1 protein-coding gene is annotated in these 561 nt (G+C 63.3%); it reads right to left on the reverse strand.

Annotated features, from left to right (window positions below):
- A partial coding sequence (locus tag AC0L3D_RS36900; protein WP_473647559.1) for an aminotransferase class I/II-fold pyridoxal phosphate-dependent enzyme occupies window positions 1-561 on the reverse strand: 561 nt, incomplete at both ends.

The raw sequence follows: 561 nt of genomic DNA on the forward strand, positions 1-561 counted from the left end.
CGCCATCTCCTGCGCCAGCGTCGCATCGCCGAGCATGACCGGAACGATCGGATGATCGGCGCCGGCCAGCGTAAAGCCGAGCTTACCCATTTCAGACCGGAACCGCGCCGCATTGGCATAGAGGCGCTGACGCAGCGCATCGCCATTTTTGATCAGTTCGAAAACCCGGATCGAGGCGCCGGCGATCGCCGGCATCAGCGTGTTGGAAAACAGATAGGGACGCGAGCGCTGGCGCAGCCAGTCGACCACCTGGCTCTTGCCCGATGTGTAGCCGCCCGACGCGCCGCCCAATGCCTTGCCGAGCGTGCCGGTGATGATGTCCACCCTGCCCTCGACGCCGCAATGCTCGGACGAGCCGCGCCCGTTCTTGCCGACGAAGCCGACTGCATGGCTGTCGTCGACCATCACCATTGCATCGTACTTGTCGGCGAGATCGCAGACGCCCTTCAGATTGGCGATGATGCCGTCCATGGAAAAAACGCCGTCGGTGGCGATCAGCTTGAAGCGGCTGCCTTCGGCCTTCTTCAATTCCTCCTCGAGCGCCGCCATGTCGTTGTTGGC

The organism is Mesorhizobium sp. WSM4837, assembly GCF_055811435.1.